General features: G+C 63.6%; 1 pseudogene. It reads left to right on the top strand.

Going from position 1 to position 264, the window contains the following annotated elements:
• Positions 1 to 53 precede the first annotated feature (53 nt).
• Positions 54 to 264, top strand: a pseudogene (locus PI87_RS27855) (IS256 family transposase); the annotation flags it as partial.

Genomic DNA, 264 nt, shown 5'->3' with positions numbered 1-264 from the left:
GGGCCTGTCCGAGATTTTGTGTGCAGGGCATAACATGTGAGCAAGGAGCATGTATGCCACGCAAGACGAAGACGAGCATTGCCGCAGCGCGAGAGCTGCCAGCCATCCCGGAAGAGCTGATCGCCCATTTCGTGAAGGGTCCGATGAGCGCCGAGGCCGTGCAAGAAGCCTCCATGGCGTTCAAGAAGGCCCTGATCGAGCGGGCCCTGGGCGCAGAGTTGGGCCATCACTTGGGCTACCCGCCCGGCGGTGAGCGCCCAGCGC

Origin of the sequence: Ralstonia sp. A12 (genome assembly GCF_000801955.1) — a bacterium.
Taxonomy (GTDB): Bacteria; Pseudomonadota; Gammaproteobacteria; order Burkholderiales; family Burkholderiaceae; genus Ralstonia.
This window is presented reverse-complemented; position numbering and strand designations above follow the sequence as displayed.